The organism is Neisseria sp. HMSC068C04 (assembly GCF_001810105.1).
GTDB lineage: Bacteria > Pseudomonadota > Gammaproteobacteria > Burkholderiales > Neisseriaceae > Neisseria > Neisseria flavescens_B.
The window spans coordinates 1-17,718 of sequence record NZ_KV799973.1; the positions used below are offsets into that span (position 1 = coordinate 1).

Sequence of the window (17,718 nt, forward strand, 5' to 3'; positions counted from 1 at the left end):
AGGCCGTCTGAATTGCTCTTTCAGACGGCCTTTTGAGGTTTCTATCTTTATATTTTTAGTCGGCGAACTGTTTTTTCATTCGTTCGCGGCGCTCTTGCGCTTCTACGGACAATGTCGCGGTCGGACGTGCCAGCAGGCGCTTGAGGCCGATGGGTTCGCCGGTATCGGCACAGAAACCGTAATTACCTTCGTCGATGCTGCGGAGAGTCGCTTGAACTTTATTGAGAAGTTTACGCTCGCGGTCGCGAGTGCGCAGTTCTAAAGCGTACTCTTCTTCTTGGGTAGCTCGGTCGGCAGGATCGGGGGCGGATTCGTGCTCTTGAAGATGGCCGGTAGTGGTGTTTGCATTTTCAATCAGTTCTTCTTGCATTTTAACCAGTAGTTCGCGGAAGAAGGCCAATTGGTCGCTGTTCATGTAGTCCTCTTCAGGACCATCCCAGTTTAAAATATCTTGTTCTGTCAGCTTTGCCATGGTGTCTGCTTTCGGTTTGTTGTTAATGATTTGGATGCTACGGGTTTGCTTTTATTGGGTTTTCTTAAATTTCCGTTTTGGAAATTGGGCGAATCATATCATGTTTTACCTATTCATTTGTTCTTTATATTTCGATTTGCACTTTTTTGCACTACCTTACACCTAAATGTATTAAAGCGCTTTTTAGGACGTTGTATTTTTGGTCGTTAATACCTGCTGCGCTTTCAGACGGCCTATTGAAGCAACCATAGGTTGGTTTGCTGGATAAGTTGGGGAAACCATCGGGCCAGCCACAACCATAATAAGAGTGCCAACAAACTGCCTGAAAAATCGTATCGCCCTACGCGTAAGAAGGAAAACGGTTTGAGCAATGGCTGCAGGATTCGTTCGATGGCATAAGTCAACGGCGAATAGCGGCCTTGTATGCCGGACACCATTCTAATAATCAGACCGATAAGTAATGTATAGGCCGCAGCTTTCAGCATATGGAGTACGGCAAACCAGAAATTTGCCAAAATCAGCTTATTGCTGATGGACAGCGCCGGCGAGATGAAAATAATGGCGGTACAGGCAAGGTAGTACACCAGAAAACCTGCGGGCAGGCAGTACCAATCGGTTTTCTCGCCGGATGGAAATGCTTTTTGCCAAGGTTTGGTCAGCCAGCCTGTTGCCTGTATGCTGAATTTGAGCAGGGGGTGCTCTGTTGCCAATCCTGCGTATCGGAGCAAAAAGCGTGTGATACACAGGATGGCAATAGCGTCTGCCAATAATAAGAGCAAGTCGCCGCGCATGTTCAGACGGCCTTATATTGTTGCGCCATTTCTTGCGAACGTTTGACACAGGCTTCTACGCCCTGTTCGATGGCTTTGGCAACGTGATGGGCTTTGAAGGTTTCGATGGCTTCGTGTGTCGTGCCGCCTTTGGAAGTCACGTTTTGCTGTAATTGTGCGAATGCTTCGCCGGTTTGTTCGGCCAAAGCCACTGCGCCTTTAAATGTGGCGAGGCTCAGTTCGCGTGCATCTTGCTCATTGAAACCTTGTGCCAAAGCCGCATTTTGGAGTGCGCCCAACAGATAGAAAACATAGGCAGGGCCGCTGCCACTGATGCCGGTAATATTGTGGAGTTGCTCTTCCTCGTTCAGCCAAACGGTCGTGCCGACAGAGCGCATGATGCCGTCTGCAGCTGTACGGTCTGCTTCTGAAACGCCTGCATCGGCAAACATACCGGATACGCCCAAACCGATTTTGGCCGGCGTATTGGGCATGATGCGCACGATACGGCGTGTACCGCCCAAATAATGGCTGAGGGTATCGATGGACAAACCTGCAGCTACGGACAACACCAGCGCGCCATTCAAACGGATGTTTTGACAGGCTACCTGCATGTCTTGCGGTTTGACGGCGAGAATGAGGACATCGTCCGCACTCAATTCGGGCAGATTTTCAGAAGTGGCTACACCCAATTCTTGCTCCAGTTGCGCTCGTCTTTCGGCGCCGCGTTCGACAATGTGGACACGATAGCCGTCTTGTTTGACCAAACCGCCTGCAATGGCAGTCGCCATATTGCCACCGCCGAGAAAATAGATATTCATATATATGTCACTCCTTTGTGATATCGATCAGGCCGTCTGAAACTGCTGTCTGCCCTGTTCAGACGGCCTATTACTTTTATTGAGGATAATGCCGCTTGCCGAAAATCGCGCTGCCGATGCGGACATGGGTTGCGCCGCATTCTACCGCGATTGGCATATCGCCGGACATACCCATAGACAAAACATCTGCTTCGACGCCTGCCGCGTTCAGCTCAGCCAACAGCCGTTGCATGGTATGAAACTGGCTGCGCAACTCATCGTCGCTGCTGTCGGCCTTGGCCACACACATCAATCCACGCACTTTAATATTCGGCAACTTGGCCACTTCAAGGGCCAGTTCAACCGCTTCATCGGGTGCCACGCCGTGTTTTGCCTCTTCCGCGGCAATGTTCACTTCAATGCACACCTGCAACGGCGGCATTTCAGACGGCCTTTGTTCGCTCAAGCGCCGCGCCGTTTTCAGACGGCCTATCGTATGCACCCAATGTGCGCGTTCGGCCACAAATTTGGTTTTATTAGACTGCACATCGCCGATAACGTGCCAAACAATATCCGGCAAATCGGCCAACGTTTCCGTTTTTTCAAACCATTCCTGAATATAGTTCTCGCCAAAATCGCGCTGGCCGGCCGCATACACTTCGCGAATATCGTCTGCCGGAAACGTCTTGCTGACCGCTACCAGCTTCACCGCATCCGCAGGCCGACCGGCAGCCTCAGCCGCCTGTTCAAGCACCCGGCATACGTCCTGATAGTTTTGTTGCAATACCGACATGGTTTTCTCCTTTAACCCGTTCATCACTCGGCATTTTGAAAATTTTACTTGGTCGAACGGATTTATCTATTTAAAATAAAGCGATTTTATTATTCTAAACTAAAACAAGGCCACATTATGCAGATTACCGACTTACTCGCGTTCGGCGTGAAAAACAAAGCCTCCGACCTCCATTTGAGTTCGGGCATTTCCCCCATGATACGCGTACACGGTGACATCCGCCGCATCAACCTGCCCGAGATGAGCTCGGAAGAAGTCGGCACCATGATTACCTCGGTCATGAACGACCACCAGCGCAAGCTCTATCAACAGGATTTTGAAGTCGATTTCTCATTTGAGCTGCCTAATGTTGCCCGTTTCCGCGTCAACGCCTTTATGACCGAACGCGGCCCGGCCGCCGTATTCCGTACCATTCCGAGCACCGTCCTGACGCTGGAAGAATTGCGTGCGCCGCGCATTTTCCAAAAAATTGCCGAAAATCCGCGCGGTTTGGTCTTGGTGACCGGCCCGACCGGTTCGGGTAAATCCACCACGCTGGCGGCAATGGTCAACTATATCAACGAAACCCAACCGGCCCACATTCTGACCATCGAAGACCCGATTGAGTTCGTCCACCAAAGCAAAAAGGCGCTCATCAACCAGCGCGAGCTGCATCAGCACACCCACAGCTTCACCAACGCCCTGCGTTCCGCCCTGCGCGAAGACCCCGACGTGATTTTGATCGGTGAGATGCGCGACCCTGAAACCATCTCCCTCGCCCTGACCGCCGCCGAAACCGGTCACTTGGTTTTCGGTACGCTGCACACAACCGGCGCCTCCAAAACCATCGACCGTATTGTCGACGTATTCCCCGCAGGCGAAAAAGAAATCGTGCGCTCCATGTTGTCCGAATCCTTGCGCGCCATCATTTCCCAAACCCTGCTGAAAACCCGCGACGGCAACGGCCGTGTCGCCGCACACGAAATCCTGATTTCTACACCGGCCGTGCGCAACCTCATCCGCGAGAACAAAATCGCCCAAATCAACGCCGCCCTCCAAACCGGTCAGGCCCACGGTATGCAAACCCTCGATCAAGCCCTGCAGACCCTGGTCCGCCAAGGCACCATCAGCCCAGAGCTGGCACGCAGTAAAGCACAAAACATCGAAAACCTCTCTGTTTTCTAAACCATACTCAGGCCGTCTGAACCCCATCATCCCGTTTTCAGACGGCCTTTCAGCCTGACCGAATACCCGTTTTAAAGAGAATCATCATGAGCGACCTCGCCCCTCTGCACGACCTGTTAAGCGAAATGGTGCAAGCCTACTCACAAAAAAACCAAGCACCGCACATCCCCACCCCGGCCGAAATCGGCACGCATCTTCATCCCCTGCTCGACCGCATGTGTGAAGAGGCCGAAAAACGCAACGCGTCCGACATCTTCATCAGCGCTGGCTTTCCCCCTGCCATCAAAGTCGGCGGCACCCTCACGCCCATGCCCCACAAAGCGCTGACCGGCGCGGACACCGCCGCCATCGCCGAATCCACCATGAACCCCGACCAGCTCGAAGCCTTCAACCGCGACTGGGAAATCAACTATTCCGTCCAATCGCGCAGCAACACGCGCTACCGTGTCAACGCCTACCACGAGCAAGGCCGCGTCGGCATGGTATTGCGCCGCGTCAGCCAAGACATTCCCGAGATGAAGACCCTCGGCTTGCCCGAAAAGCTCCAAGAGCTTGCCCTTGCGCCGCGCGGCCTGCTGATCCTCGCCGGTCCGACCGGTTCGGGTAAATCCACCACCATGGCCTCCATGCTCAACTACCGCAACCAAAAGCTGCCCGGCCATATCGTTACCATTGAAGACCCCATCGAGTTTATCTACAAACCTTGCCGCAGCATCTTCACCCAGCGCGAAATCGGCATCGATACCGACAACTGGAAAATCGCCGTTCAAAGCGCCATGCGTCAAGCGCCCGATGTCGTCTGTATCGGCGAAGTCCGCAGCGAAGAAAGCATGGAATACGCCCTCCAACTGGCTCAAACCGGCCATCTGTGCGTGTTTACCATCCATGCCAGCACAGCCTCCCAAACCATCGAGCGCATCATCAACTTCTATCCGGAAGACCGCCGCCAACAGGTTTTGATGGATTTGGCGTTAAACCTCGTCGGTATCATCGGCCAACGCCTCGTCGTCAAGAAAAACCGCCAACGCACGGCCGTTGCCGACCTCCTGCTCAACACTCCGGCCATGCAGGACTTGATTTTCAAAGGCGAATTGCTGGAAATCCGCGACCTGATGGCACGCTCCGGCAACAACGGCATGCAGACGTTCGACCAAAACCTCTTCAACCTCTACGCACAAGGCCAAATCGAACTCAGCGAAGCCCTGCGCCAAGCGGTGTCCGCCAACGATTTGCGCCTGCGCATTCAAATGCATGACGAAGGCAACAATACCGAGCGTCTCTACGACCGCATCAGCGACCTCAACCTGATGACCTGATGACGCAGGCCAAACAAGGCCGTCTGAACAGATGTGGAAACGAAATCAAGCATTTCGCCGTATCCGTTCAGACGGCCTTATCTCATTTAAAGCATTCTGAAACCGACTGAAAATCCTGTTAAAATCCAATCATTCATCTCATAACAAATAAAACAACCCAACCATGAACACCCCGCCGCTCAAACCTCTGATCATTGCCTCCCTACCCGTCTTCGCCAGCGTATTCATCGCCGCCACCCTTGTTTGGCACTTTAACACCCCCAAACTTGCCATGCCCTTCGTACTCGGCATTATTGCCGGCGGTTTGGTCGATTTGGACAACCGCCTCACAGGCCGTCTGATAAACATCGTCATCACCATCGCCCTGTTTACCCTCTCCTCACTACTTGCCCAAAGCACCATCGGCACAGGCGTTCCCTTCATCTTGGCCATGACCCTGATGACTTTCGGCTTCACCATCCTCGGCACCGTCGGCCTCAAATACCGCACCATCGCCTTCGGTGCGCTCGCCGTCGCCACCTACACCACGCTGACCTACACCCCCGAAAGCTACTGGCTGACCAGTCCCGTCATGATTCTGCTGGGCACAGTCCTATACAGCGTCAACACCCTGATCTTCCAAATCATCCTGCCCCACCGTCCCGTCCAAGAAACCGTTGCCAACGCCTACGACGCACTCAGCAACTACTTCGATGCCAAAGCCGACTTTTTCGACCCCGACGAAGCCGCATGGCTGGGCAACCGCCAAATCGACCTGGCCATGAGCAACACCGGCGTGATTACCGCCTTCAACCAATGCCGTGCCGCACTTTTCTACCGATTACGCGGCCAACACCGCCATCCGCGCACCGCCAAAATGCTGCGCTACTACCTCAGCGCGCAAGACATGCACGAACGCATCAGCTCCGCCCACGTCGATTACAGCGAAATGGCCGAGCAGCTCAAAAATACCGACCTCATCTTCCGCATCCGCCGCCTGCTCGAAATGCAGGGCCAGGCGTGCCGCAACATTGCCGCCACCCTGCGCAACAACAAACCCTACGCATACAGCAAACGCCTCGGCCGCGCTATGGAAGGCTGCCGCCAATCCCTCAGCCATTTTGCCGAGACCCATGCCGACAATGCCAACCTCCACAACATCCGCCGCCTGCTCGACAACCTCAGCAGCGTCGATTACCAACTGCGGCAACTGCAAAACGATGCGTCCCTTGCCGAAAACGACAACGCCGACACCCGCATCGCCGCCCTTGAAAACACCAAATTCCGCAATATCGGCGAGACCGTCCTCAGCCAACTCAATTTCGACTCCAGCGTATTCCGCCATGCCACCCGACTCTCCATCGTCGTGGCCGCAGCCTGCATCATTGTCGAAATCCTCCATCTCAACCTCGGCTACTGGATTCTGCTGACCGCACTTTTCGTCTGCCAACCCAACTACACCGCCACCAAAAGCCGCGTGTACCAACGCATTGCCGGCACGATTCTCGGCGTGATTGTCGGTTCGCTCGTCCCCTACTTCACCCCGTCCGTTGAAACTAAGCTCTGGATTGTCATCGCCAGCACCACCCTGTTTTTCATGACCCGAAGCTACAAATACAGCTTCTCCACCTTCTTCATCACCATCCAAGCCCTGACCAGCCTCTCGCTTGCCGGTTTGGACGTGTACCACGCCATGCCCATCCGCATCATCGACACCATCGTCGGTTCCGTGATCGCATGGGCCGCCGCCACCTACCTCTGGCCCGATTGGCGTTACCTCACCCTCAGCCACACCGCCGCCCAAACCATCACTGCCAACGGCCGTTATCTCGACGCCATCCTCGACCAGCTGCAAAACGGCAGCCGCGACGATTTCGACTACCGCCTCACCCGCCGCCAAGCCCACGAAAGCATCGCCGCCCTCAGCAGCACACTGTCCGACATGAGCAGCAACCCAAAAAAATACCAAGACCGCCTGCAAGACGGTTTTACCCTGCTCAAAACCAGCTATGCGCTGACCGGCCACATTTCCGCGCTCGGCGCATACCGCGATCAAGTCCGAATCGACGGCAACGACGGCTTTGCGCCCTATGCCAAGCTGACCCATCACATCGCCGAGTTGCTGACCCAAATGCCCCAAACCGACCCCGAGGCTTTTGAAACGGCCATGACCCAAATCCGTCAGGAATTTGCCGAGCTTGAACAAAACACACAAGCGCAGCAAGACCACATCCTCAAACACCAGCTCGACCTGATCATCCGCCAGCTTACCCCGTGCTATCAGGCATTGCACCGACAAGCCGACGTAGAGGCCGTCGGAAAAGAGCCGGACACTTTCCAGCCTGTTTAGCAACAAGTCTGCCCATCATCGGCGTTGAGTCCAGCTAAACACTTACTCGAATAAAAACCAAAACAAAAGGCCGTCTGAAACCTGATTTCCAGATTTCAGACGGCCTTTATTCAGCCATCGATATTAAAACCGATTATGCGCCGCGTTTTTCCAAAGCAGCAACAGCAGGCAACTCTTTGCCTTCCAAGAACTCAAGGAACGCGCCGCCGCCGGTAGAGATGTAGCTGATTTGATCGGTTACGCCGAATTTGGCAATCGCCGCCAAAGTGTCGCCGCCGCCGGCAATCGAGAACGCATCGCTTTGGGCAATCGCTTCGGCCAATACTTTGGTACCGCCGGCAAATTGGTCAAACTCAAACACGCCGACCGGGCCGTTCCATACGACCGTACCGGCAGCTTTGAGCAAATCGGCCAAAGCAGCGGCGGATTTCGGGCCGATGTCCAAAATCATGTCGTCTTCGGCAACGTCGGCAATGTCTTTCACCACCGCTTCCGCATCGGCGGCGAAGGCTTTAGCGACAACCACATCGGTCGGCAGCGGAACAGAGCCGCCTTTAGCCGCCATTTTCGCCATGATTTTTTTGGATTCTTCCACCAAATCGTGTTCGGCCAAAGATTTGCCGATGGCTTTGCCTTCTGCCAACAGGAAGGTATTGGCAATGCCGCCGCCGACGATGAGTTGGTCGACTTTGTCGGCCAAAGATTCGAGGATGGTCAGTTTGGTAGACACTTTGCTGCCGGCAACGATGGCGACCATCGGATGAGCCGGTTGTTTCAGGGCTTTGCCCAAAGCGTCGAGTTCGCCCGCCATCAGTACGCCGGCGCAGGCAACCGGTGCGGCTTGGGCAACGGCTTCAGTCGAAGCTTGAGCGCGGTGGGCGGTACCGAATGCGTCGTTGACGAACACGTCGCACAAAGAAGCGTAGGCTTTGCCCAGCTCCAAGTCATTTTTCTTCTCGCCTTTGTTGATGCGCACGTTTTGCAACATCACAACATCACCGGCGTTCAAGGTCGGTTTGTTTTCACGCCAGTCGTTCAATACTTTCACGTCTTTGCCCAACAGTTTGCCCAAATGCGCGGCAACAGGCGCCACATCGTCTTCAGGATGGAATTCGCCTTCGGTCGGACGGCCGAGGTGGGTCATCACGATCACAGACGCGCCGTTGTCCAAGCAGTATTTGATGGATGCGAGCGAAGCGCGGATACGGGTGTCGTCGCTGATGTTGCCGTCTTTGAACGGTACGTTCATATCGGCGCGGATCAGAACGGTTTTGCCTTGAACATTTTGTTCGGTCAGTTTCAAAAATGCCATGATGATTCCTTTGTGATGGTTGGAAACGGGAATGTTTGGGATTATCCGCGAATGAGGCGCGACGGTAAAGATTGGCAACGGCCGCGCTTGATGTGAATCAGCAGATAAAGCCCGGGCCGTCTGAAACATTCGGCCAATCTTTCAGATTTTCCGCTATACTTTGGCGATTGATTTTCATTTTACGGATTAAACCATGTTACGCCGAATTGCTTTAATGCTTGCCTTCGCGCTGCCTGCCGCCTCATGGGCGCAGACGCTTTCTGAAACCCTGCCCAACGGTCTGAAAATCATCGTCAAAGAAGACCATCGCGCGCCTGTGGCCGTTTCGCAGATTTGGTACAAAATCGGCAGCGTGGATGAAAAACCGGGCAAAAGCGGCCTGAGCCACGCTTTGGAACACATGATGTTTAAAGGCACGAAAGACGTTCCCTCCGGCGAGTTCAACCGCCGCGTGTCCGAGCTGGGTGGACAAAACAATGCCTACACCAGCCGCAATGAAACGGTGTATTACGAAAACGTCGCCGCCGCCAACCTGCCCGAGATTCTGAAGCTCGAGGCAGACCGCATGCACAACCTCAACTTCAGCGACAAAGAATTCCTCAACGAGATGAACGTCATCCGTGAAGAACGCCGCCAACGCACGGAAGACACGGCCGACGGCAAAATGTGGGAACAAGCCTATCTTGCCGCCTTTACCCAACCGTCCATGCGCGCCTCCGTCATCGGCTACATGAAAGATTTGCACACCCTAAAAGCCGACGACCTGCGCGCGTGGTACAAACAATATTACGCACCCAACAATGCCGTATTGGTCATTGTCGGCGATGTCGATGCCAAACAAACGCTTCAGACGGCCGCCAAACTCTTTAGCGATATTCCGGCCAAAGCCCAGCCGCCGCGCAACAAGCTCCATACCGAACCCTATTTGCGCAAGCCTGTTACGGTCAAAGCCACTTCTCCGGTCACACACCAGCCGCTGATTGCCATCAACTTCCGTGTGCCGAAACTCCAAAAATTCGATGACACGATGCCTTTTGCCCTCGACGTCCTCTCCGATATTTTGGCAGGCAACGCGTCCAGCCGTTTTGACAAAAACCTCGTGCGCGGCAAGCAAACCGCATTGAACGCAGGAACGCATTACGACATCATCAGCCGTGAAATGCCGCTGTTCAGCGTAATGGCCATGCCTGCCGAAGGCGTGAAAACCGATACTCTGATTGCCCAGTTGCGCCAAGAAATCAAAGACATTGCCGACCACGGCGTTTCCGAAGAAGAATTGCAGCGCGTCAAAACCCAGGCAGCGGTCAGCGAAATCTACGCCAAAGACTCCATGTCTTCCCAAGCCTCCATGATGGGCCGCCTCGAAGCGCGCGGTTTCCAATATACCGACGAACAAGAAATCCACCGCCGCCTGCAGGCAGTCAGCGCGCAAGAAGTACAGGCCGCCGCCCGGATGTTGACCGACGAGCGCATGAGCACCGTCATCATCGAGCCGCAAAAACCTACCGCCGCGCCAAGCAAAAAAACTGCCAAACGCCGATAAACATCAGGCCGTCTGAAAGCCCATACCCTTTCAGACGGCCTTAACAGAAAGCCACAACATGAAACCCACCCTGCTCGCCCTTGCCCTCCTCCTGCCCTTAAGCGTCCAAGCCGCCACCGACATCCAACGCTGGCGCAACCGCGACGGCACCCAAATCCTCCTTGTCGAACGCCACGAAAACCCCATCATCGACCTTGAAGTCAGCTTCAAGGGCGCAGGCAGCGTCGCCAATCCGGACGGCAAAAGCCAAGTTGCCGAATTTACTGCCGCCCTCCTGACCGACGGCACCCAAGAGCTGGACGAAGAAGCCTTCAATGCCCAAGCCGACAACATCGGCGCGCACATCAGCAGCGACAGCAATGCCGAAAGCGCATCCGCAGGCTTCCGCAGCCTCAGCAAAGCCGACATCCGCGACAAAGCCGCCAACTTGCTCAACCACTCGCTGACCCGTCCGCGCTTTGACGAAGCCGTTTTCCGCCGCCGTCAAATCCAATCCATTACCGGCTTGCAACAACAGGAAACCACCCCCGACTACACCGCCATGCGCGAACTGACCAAGCTCATCTACCCGAACCACCCCTACGGCAGCGGCGCAAATGTAACCGTTGACAGCCTCAAACGCGTTAGTCTGGACGACATCCGCGCCTTCCACCGCACCCACTACGGCAAAGACAACGCCATCGTCGCTATCGTCGGCGACCTCAACCGCAAACAGGCAGAGCAACTGGTCGAGCGCGTCCTCAAAGACCTGCCGGCCAAAGCCACCGCAACCCACGCCATCCCGCCCGTTCCCAAACAAACCGCCCAACGCCGCGACATCCCCTTTGCCGGCACACAGGCACAAATCCTGCTCGGCACTTCCCTCTTCAAACGCCATGACCCCGACTATTACGCCCTCGTTGCCGGCAACTACATCCTCGGCGGTGGCGGTTTCGACAGCCGCCTCATGAAAGTTTTGCGAGACCAACACGGCTACACCTACGGCGTATACAGCAGCCTCGCCCCGGCGACAGAAGAAGGCACGTTTACCGTTTCCTACTCCACCCAAAAGAAAAACACCAAAGCCTCACTGGCTGACACCCAAGCCGTCATTGAACAGTTTATCGCCGAAGGCCCGACCGAAGCCGAGCTGAAACAGGCCAAAGCCAACATCGTCGGCGGCTTCCCCCTGCGCTACGACTCCAACGACAAACTGCTCAACTACCTGAGCCTGATCGGCCTCTACGACCTGCCCAACGACTACTTGGAAGCCTACCCCAAAGCCATCAACAGCCTGACCGTCGAACAAGTCCGCGACGCATGGCAACGCCGCGTCAAATTCAAAGACCTCAACACCGTCGTTGTCGGTGCAGAATAAAACGCTTTAAAACAACAGGCCGTCTGAAAGATTTTTCAGACGGCCTGTTGTTACTCTGTCGGTTTGCTGATCTTGTCATCAGAGGCAACTTTAATCAATAAAATATTGGTCACAATCAGCTGTTGTTGTACATTTATAATGGAAACAAAGACATCATAAATAGCATTTCTATTACTGAAACCGACAAATATAAAGGCCGTCTGAAACCTTGAAACAGGTTTCAGACGGCCTTTTGTAACCGGTTTATTGCTTACTCAACCGTTACCGATTTAGCCAAGTTGCGCGGTTTGTCCACGTCTGTACCGCGTGCGAGGGCGGCGTGGTAGGACAGGAGCTGCACGGGGATGGTGTGCACGATCGGCGAGAGTACGCCGACGTGGCGCGGGGCGCGGATGACGTGCACGCCGTCGGTGGCGTTGAAATTGCTGTCCAAATCGGCGAAGACAAAGAGTTCGCCGCCGCGTGCGCCGACTTCCTGCATATTGGCTTTTACTTTGTCCAACAGGCTGTCGTTCGGGGCAATCACGACAACGGGCATGTTCTCGTCCACCAATGCCAACGGGCCGTGTTTCAACTCACCCGCAGGATACGCTTCGGCGTGGATATAGGTAATCTCTTTCAGCTTCAATGCGCCTTCAAGGGCGATTGGGAAGTGGATGCCGCGGCCCAAGAAGAGTGCGCTGGTTTTCTTGGCAAATTTTTGCGCCCAAGCGGCGATTTGCGGCTCAAGATTGAGAACGTGCTGAATGCTGCCCGGAAGTTGACGCAATTCTTCGACGTATTCACGCGATTGTTCGTCGGAAACCAGACCGCGCTGTTTGCCCAAGGTAACGGCCAAGCCGAACAAGACAACCAGTTGCGTGGTGAACGCTTTGGTAGAGGCGACGCCGATTTCTGCGCCGGCGCGGGTATACAGCACCAATTCGCTCTCGCGCGGCAGGGCGGATTCCATAACGTTGCAGATGGACAGGCTGTGTTTGTGTCCCAAAGACTGCGCGTATTTCAGGGCTTCCATGGTATCCAAGGTTTCGCCGGATTGGGAAATGGTGATGACCAATTGTTTCGGATCGGCAATCACGTCGCGGTAGCGGTATTCGCTGGCAATTTCCACGTCGGTCGGCACTTTGGCGATGGATTCGAGCCAGTATTTGGCGGTCAGCGCGGCATAGTAGGACGTACCGCAGGCAAGGATTTTGATGCTGTGGATATCGTCGAACACTTCGCGTGCATTCGCGCCGAAGTTTTCAGGTTCAAAACCGCCGTCCAAGAAGACTTCGGCAGTATCGGCGATGGCGCGGGGCTGCTCGTGGATTTCTTTTTGCATGAAGTGGCTGTATGGGCCCAACTCCAAAGAAGCCAGAGACAATTCGGACACTTTAATCGCGCGTTCGGTTTGCGCACCGGTTTTGTCGAGCAGTTTTTCGATACCGTTTGCGTTCAGCAGGGCGATGTCGCCGTCTTCCAAGTAAGCGATGCGGCGGGTAAAGGCGATCACGGCGGATACGTCGGACGCGATAAAGGTTTCTTGGTCGCCCAAGGCTACCAACAGCGGGCAGCCCATGCGTGCAACGACCATTTCTTCGGGTTTGTCCTGCGCCATCACGGCGATGGCATATGCGCCGTGGAAACGGGCGGTGGCAGCGCGGACGGCTTCAAACAGTTTGCCGCCGTTTTGGGTGTATTCGTGATTGACGCTGTGGGCAATGACTTCGGTGTCGGTTTGCGATTCGAAGGTGTAACCCAAGGCTTTGAGGCGTTCGCGTTCGGCTTCGAAGTTTTCGATGATGCCGTTGTGAACGACGGCAATCATGCCGCCGGAGATGTGGGGGTGGGCGTTGGGTTCGGTTACGCCGCCGTGGGTTGCCCAGCGGGTATGGCCGATGCCGATGTGTCCGAACACGCCTTTTTCGCGTGCTGCATCTTCCATCAGCTGCACACGGCCGACACGGCGGACGCGTTTGATTTTGCCGTCCATGTTGACGGCGATACCCGACGAATCGTAGCCTCGGTATTCAAGGCGTTTGAGACCGTCGGTCAGAAAATCGACTACATTGTGATTGGCGCGAATAGCACCTACGATACCGCACATATAAGTTCCTTAGTATCAAAAGTTTGAAAAAATGACTGCTGCTCCGGCTCCCGAAAGCGGCAGTCGGAAAATGCCGTTTTATATTCATTGAAACGGCAAATCTGGGTTTCAGACGACCTTTTGTTTCTCAAGGCCGTCTGAAAACAAATACAAAGATCACCCTTACTTCTTATCGCCTTTTTCCGGACGCACCCAGCCTTCGATGACGGTTTGGCGGGAGCGGGCAAGAACGAGTTTGCCGTCTTCGCAGTTGCGGGTAATCGCGCTGCCCGCGCCTGTCGTCACTTTGTTGCCGAGGGTAACGGGGGCAACCAGTACGCAGTTTGAACCGATGCGTACTTCGTCGCCGATGACGGTTTTGTGTTTGTTCACGCCGTCGTAGTTGGCAATAATCGTGCCGGCGCCGAAGTTGGTTTTGCTGCCGATTTCGGCATCACCGATGTAGGTGAGGTGGTTGGCTTTGGTGCCGTTGCCGATGGTGGCGTTTTTGACTTCGACGAAGTTGCCGATGTGTACGTCGTCAGCCAGTTTGGCTTGCTGACGCAAACGGGCGTATGGGCCGATTTGGTTGTTTTCGCCGACTTCGCAACCTTCAAAATGGGAGAATGGGGCGATTTTGGTGTTGGCACCAATTTTGGCGTTTTTGATCACGCAGTTGGCACCGATTTCAACGTTGTCGCCGAGTTCGACTTCGCCTTCGATGACGACGTTGACGTCAATCACGACATCTTGTCCGTGTTTCAGACGGCCTCGTAAATCGAAACGTGCCGGATCGCGCAGGGTTACGCCTGCTTTGAGCAATTCTTGCGCCTGTTCGGTTTGGAAAATACGCTCGAGTTCGGCCAGTTGGAGTTTGTTGTTCACACCTGCGGCCAGATGGGAGGCGCGGACTTGGACGGGATGAACTTTGATGCCGTCGGCAACGGCTTTGGCGATGAGGTCGGTCAGATAATATTCGCCTTGGGCATTGTTGCTGGAAAGGCTGTTCAACCAAGCTTCGAGTTTGGCGTTGGGCAAAACCAAAATGCCGGTATTGATTTCTTTCACGGCTTTTTGGGCGGCATCGGCGTCTTTTTCTTCGACAATGGCGGTTACGCTGCCGTTGCTGTCGCGGATGATGCGGCCCAAGCCTGTCGGGTCGTTGGGCACGTCGGTCAACAGGCCGACTTCGTTGCCTGCGGCTTCGAGCAGGGTTTCGAGGGTGGCGGCGTCAATCAGGGGGACGTCGCCGTACAACACCAGCGTGCGGTCTTCGGCGGAAAGGTGCGGCAGGGCGGTTTTGACGGCGTGGCCGGTACCAAGCTGTTCGGTTTGTTCAACCCAAACAACATCGCGTTTAACGGTGTCCAAGACTTGCTCTTTGCCGTGGCCGATGACGACGCAGATGTTTTGGGGATTCAGGGAGGCGGCGGTGTCGATAACGCGCTCAACCATGGGAAGGCCGCCGATGCGGTGCAGCACTTTGGGCATTTTGGAGTACATGCGCGTGCCTTTGCCGGCGGCGAGGATGACGATATTTAAAGCTGTCTGAGCCATGATACGGTTTCCGTTGTCGTTGTTTGAGGCCGTCTGAAAAGTGTGACAACAAGTGTTGATTGTTTTTCACTCCGTTTCAGACGGCCTTGGGGATATTGTTATTCGGTTGCTGGCTGTTGGTTGGCAAATTGCGGTTTTTGCCAGTTTTGGCCGCGTTCAGCGTGTTCCGCTTGATTGGATTGGACGGCGCGGCGCTCTGGGCGGAACTGGTTGTAATTCATGTTTTTAGAATAAGTACCGTCCTGATAAACGATGGGTGTGCCGGTAGCATATTTTTGGCGTACGGCGGTACGGCCGGATTCGTTGGTGTAGGTTTCCCAAGAGCAACCGGCCAAAACGGCGGCGGCGGTCAGGATTAAAGCGAGTTTACGCATGATGTTGTCCTTGTTTTTAAATGTCGTCAATACCGTGTATTGTACTTGATTTTTAAAAATTTCACGGCAGTTTTGTGCAAAATTCAAGCAAACCCTGCATATCTTTCGCTATGCCGTCGGCAAATGACAACGGATGGGCTTTTTCGCCGTACCAAACAGTCTTCATGCCCAAGGCTTTGGCTTGGTGCAGATTGTCGGCGCTGTCGTCCACTATGATGCACTGTTCGGGTTTGACACCCAACAGGCGGCAGACGTTGAGATAGGCTTGTGGATTGGGTTTGTAGAGCAGGCCGAAGTCGTCCGTGCCGAACAAGCCGTCAAAATGCGCTTCCAAGCCCAAGGCTTCAACCAATGCGCGGACATAAAACGAAGGCCCGTTGGAAAATACGGCTTTTCGCCCTTTCAGACGGCCTAAAACGTCATCAGTTCCATCCATACCCTCCACCTTTGCCAAAATTTGCTTAAGTGGGTGACTTTCACGCAAAAATTCATCGATATCGACTTCGGGATGGTGGATTTGCAAACCGGCAAGCGTCGCACCGTATCGGTGCCAATAATCTTGGCGCAGATGGGAGGCGGCTTCTTCGGAAAGTTTCAGACGGCCTGCCATGTATTCGGTCATGGCGCGGTTGATGATGTAGAAAATGCCGGCTTCGGCATTGTGCAAAGTGTTGTCGAGGTCAAACAGCCAAACGGGGGAATGATTCATATCGTGCCTTGATATGCAGATTTTGTTATGATATTTCGTATTTTACCCGCACAAAGGAAAGAGAATGAAACTGAAATTGTCCGCCTTGGCCCTGTTACTGGCTTCGGCAAACCTGTACGCCCAAACCGAAGTGCGTTTGGCCGTGCACAAATCCTTCAGCCTGCCCCCATCCGTCATCGCGCAATTTGAAAAAGCCAACGATGCCAAAGTGTCCGTCATCAAGGCAGGCAGCGGCAACGAAATGCTCAACAAGCTGATTTTGAGCAAAGCCAACCCGATTGCCGATGCGGTTTACGGTTTGGACAACGCCAACATCGGCAAAGCCAAAGCCGCCGGCATCCTCGCCGCCAGCCAACCCAAATCCGCACCCGTAACCGCTTCCCTGCCCGATGCGCTGGCCGTCGATTACGCCTATGTCGCCATCAACTACGACAAAAAATGGTTTGAACAGAAAAAACTGCCCCTGCCTCAAACCCTGCAAGATTTGACCAAACCGGAATATAAAAACCTTCTGGTGACCCCGTCTCCCGCCACATCCTCGCCCGGCCTCTCCTTCCTCTTGGCCAACATCGGCGGCATGGGTGAAGAAGGTGCGTTCAAATGGTGGGCGCAAATGCGCCAAAACGGCGTGAAAGTCGCCAAAGGCTGGAGCGAAGCCTACTACACCGACTTTACCCAAAACGGCGGCGCCTATCCCCTCGTGGTCAGCTATGCCACCAGCCCGGCGGCCGAAGTCCACTACTCCAAAGGCAAATACAGCACCCCGCCCACCGGCAACCTCTTCCTCAAAGGCGGCACATTCCGCCAAGTTGAAGGCGCGGCCGTTTTAAAAGGTGCGAAACAACCCGAGCTGGCGGCCAAACTGGTGAGCTGGCTGCAAAGCGGCGAAGTGCAAAAAGCCCTGCCTGCCGAAATGTGGGTCTATCCGGCTGCCAAAAACACGCCGCTGCCCAAAGTATTCGAGTTTGCCCAAACCCCGAAACACAGCGATTCCCCCAACCGCGCCGACATCAACACCAAACAAAAACAATGGGTGAGCCGTTGGAGCAAAACCGTTTTACGTTAAGCTGAAAAAGATTTAAGAAAGATTAAAGGCTGTCTGAAAAACCAAATCATTAGTTTTTCAGACGGCCTTAGATTCGGATTTCAAGTGC

At 54.4% G+C, this 17,718-nt stretch carries 15 protein-coding genes; 6 read left to right on the top strand and 9 right to left on the bottom strand.

From position 1 onward, the window contains the following. Positions 1-55: 55 nt before the first annotated feature. The 4 genes from dksA to HMPREF2700_RS07780 all read right to left on the bottom strand — a co-directional run bounded on the left by dksA (position 56) and on the right by HMPREF2700_RS07780 (position 2,835). Complete coding sequence (gene dksA, locus HMPREF2700_RS07765; RefSeq protein WP_070591372.1) at positions 56-472, bottom strand: RNA polymerase-binding protein DksA; 417 nt, start codon at positions 470-472, stop codon at positions 56-58. A 233-nt stretch (positions 473-705) separates the two neighbouring features. Beyond that, a complete protein-coding gene (locus HMPREF2700_RS07770; RefSeq protein ID WP_070591374.1) occupies positions 706-1,263 on the bottom strand; it encodes a hypothetical protein in 558 nt (185 codons plus the stop codon). A 2-nt stretch (positions 1,264-1,265) separates the two neighbouring features. Then, the gene (gene proC / locus HMPREF2700_RS07775; protein WP_070591375.1) at positions 1,266-2,063 is read right to left on the bottom strand and encodes a pyrroline-5-carboxylate reductase; all 798 of its coding nucleotides are present in this window, start codon (positions 2,061-2,063) and stop codon (positions 1,266-1,268) included. Positions 2,064-2,139: 76 nt separating this feature from the next. Beyond that, positions 2,140-2,835, bottom strand: a complete 696-nt coding sequence (locus tag HMPREF2700_RS07780; RefSeq protein WP_070591376.1) for a YggS family pyridoxal phosphate-dependent enzyme — start codon at positions 2,833-2,835, stop codon at positions 2,140-2,142. Between the two features lie 117 nt (positions 2,836-2,952). Between HMPREF2700_RS07780 and HMPREF2700_RS07785 the strand changes: the two genes are divergently transcribed. The 3 genes from HMPREF2700_RS07785 to yccS all read left to right on the top strand — a co-directional run bounded on the left by HMPREF2700_RS07785 (position 2,953) and on the right by yccS (position 7,644). Then, positions 2,953-3,999 (top strand): type IV pilus twitching motility protein PilT, encoded by a 1,047-nt coding sequence (locus HMPREF2700_RS07785; RefSeq protein ID WP_070591378.1) that lies wholly within the window; start codon positions 2,953-2,955, stop codon positions 3,997-3,999. Positions 4,000-4,085: 86 nt separating this feature from the next. Beyond that, complete coding sequence (locus tag HMPREF2700_RS07790) at positions 4,086-5,315, top strand: PilT/PilU family type 4a pilus ATPase (RefSeq protein WP_070591380.1); 1,230 nt, start codon at positions 4,086-4,088, stop codon at positions 5,313-5,315. A gap of 163 nt (positions 5,316-5,478) precedes the next feature. After that, positions 5,479-7,644, top strand: a complete 2,166-nt coding sequence (gene yccS, locus HMPREF2700_RS07795; protein ID WP_070591381.1) for a YccS family putative transporter — start codon at positions 5,479-5,481, stop codon at positions 7,642-7,644. Positions 7,645-7,777: 133 nt separating this feature from the next. Here yccS and HMPREF2700_RS07800 read toward each other — a convergent pair whose 3' ends face one another. After that, positions 7,778-8,956: a phosphoglycerate kinase gene (locus HMPREF2700_RS07800; RefSeq protein WP_004519232.1), complete on the bottom strand. Its 1,179-nt coding sequence runs from the start codon at positions 8,954-8,956 to the stop codon at positions 7,778-7,780. 193 nt (positions 8,957-9,149) lie between these two features. On the opposite strand from HMPREF2700_RS07800, the gene HMPREF2700_RS07805 reads away from it, so the two are divergent. Further along, a complete protein-coding gene (locus HMPREF2700_RS07805; RefSeq protein ID WP_070591382.1) occupies positions 9,150-10,499 on the top strand; it encodes a M16 family metallopeptidase in 1,350 nt (449 codons plus the stop codon). A 58-nt stretch (positions 10,500-10,557) separates the two neighbouring features. Then, complete coding sequence (locus HMPREF2700_RS07810) at positions 10,558-11,856, top strand: M16 family metallopeptidase (protein ID WP_070591384.1); 1,299 nt, start codon at positions 10,558-10,560, stop codon at positions 11,854-11,856. 250 nt (positions 11,857-12,106) lie between these two features. Here the strand turns inward: HMPREF2700_RS07810 and glmS are convergent, their stop codons facing one another. The 4 genes from glmS to HMPREF2700_RS07830 all read right to left on the bottom strand — a co-directional run bounded on the left by glmS (position 12,107) and on the right by HMPREF2700_RS07830 (position 16,564). After that, positions 12,107-13,945, bottom strand: a complete 1,839-nt coding sequence (glmS, locus tag HMPREF2700_RS07815) for a glutamine--fructose-6-phosphate transaminase (isomerizing) (protein ID WP_070591385.1) — start codon at positions 13,943-13,945, stop codon at positions 12,107-12,109. 162 nt (positions 13,946-14,107) lie between these two features. Further along, positions 14,108-15,481 (bottom strand): bifunctional UDP-N-acetylglucosamine diphosphorylase/glucosamine-1-phosphate N-acetyltransferase GlmU, encoded by a 1,374-nt coding sequence (glmU, locus tag HMPREF2700_RS07820; RefSeq protein ID WP_070591387.1) that lies wholly within the window; start codon positions 15,479-15,481, stop codon positions 14,108-14,110. A gap of 98 nt (positions 15,482-15,579) precedes the next feature. Next, positions 15,580-15,855, bottom strand: a complete 276-nt coding sequence (locus HMPREF2700_RS07825) for a membrane lipoprotein lipid attachment site-containing protein (protein ID WP_039861930.1) — start codon at positions 15,853-15,855, stop codon at positions 15,580-15,582. A 61-nt stretch (positions 15,856-15,916) separates the two neighbouring features. Beyond that, positions 15,917-16,564 carry a pyrimidine 5'-nucleotidase gene (locus tag HMPREF2700_RS07830; protein ID WP_070591388.1) on the bottom strand — a complete coding sequence of 216 codons (648 nt, stop codon included), beginning with the start codon at positions 16,562-16,564 and terminating at the stop codon, positions 15,917-15,919. A 64-nt stretch (positions 16,565-16,628) separates the two neighbouring features. On the opposite strand from HMPREF2700_RS07830, the gene HMPREF2700_RS07835 reads away from it, so the two are divergent. Continuing rightward, positions 16,629-17,630 carry a thiamine ABC transporter substrate-binding protein gene (locus tag HMPREF2700_RS07835; RefSeq protein WP_070591390.1) on the top strand — a complete coding sequence of 334 codons (1,002 nt, stop codon included), beginning with the start codon at positions 16,629-16,631 and terminating at the stop codon, positions 17,628-17,630. Positions 17,631-17,718: the final 88 nt, after the last annotated feature.